This window comes from Pseudogemmobacter sp. TB195 (assembly GCF_058313095.1).
On record NZ_JBZEGG010000163.1, the window covers coordinates 1 to 582 of the forward strand.

The following is a 582-nucleotide window of genomic DNA, read 5'->3' on the forward strand; positions in this document are numbered from 1 at the left end:
GCAGTCCAGGATGTTTCCCATGCCGCGGGAGATGACGCCGGCCGATATTACCGATGTGGCCAGCCGTTTCGTCAACACCGCGCTTCTCGCCGCGAGGGCCGGCTTCAACGGCGTCGAAATCCATGCAGCCCATGGCTATCTGCTCAGCCAGTTCCTCTCGCCGCTCGCCAACCGCCGCGCCGATCGCTGGGGCGGCAGCCTTGAGAACCGCGCCCGCCTGCTGCTTGGGGTGACCAGGAGCCTGGTCGCCGCCTGCGGGGCGGAGCGCGTCGCCGTGCGGCTGTCGCCATTCGGCGTGGCCAATGGCTCGGGCGAGGACGAGCCGATGCCGTTGTACAGCCATGTGGTGGGGCAGCTCGCCCCCATGGGCCTGGCTTATCTGCATCTGATCGAGCCGCGCGCCAGCGGCGCCGGCCAGCGCGAGGTCGATCACCAGGGCGTGCCGTCGGCGGCGGAGCTGTTCCGGCCGCTGTGGCCAGGCGTGCTGATTTCCGCCGGCAATTACACCGGCGACATGGCCGAGGAGACCATCGCCGCCGGCAACGCCGACGTCATCGCCTTCGGCCGCCATTTCACCTCGAA

The 582-nt window shown here is 69.2% G+C and carries 1 protein-coding gene; it reads left to right on the forward strand.

Going from position 1 to position 582, the window contains the following annotated elements; translation table 11 throughout:
* Positions 1–19: 19 nt before the first annotated feature.
* On the forward strand, positions 20–582 hold a 563-nt coding region (locus tag AC4FS3_RS29165; protein ID WP_491023446.1), incomplete at its 3' end, for an oxidoreductase.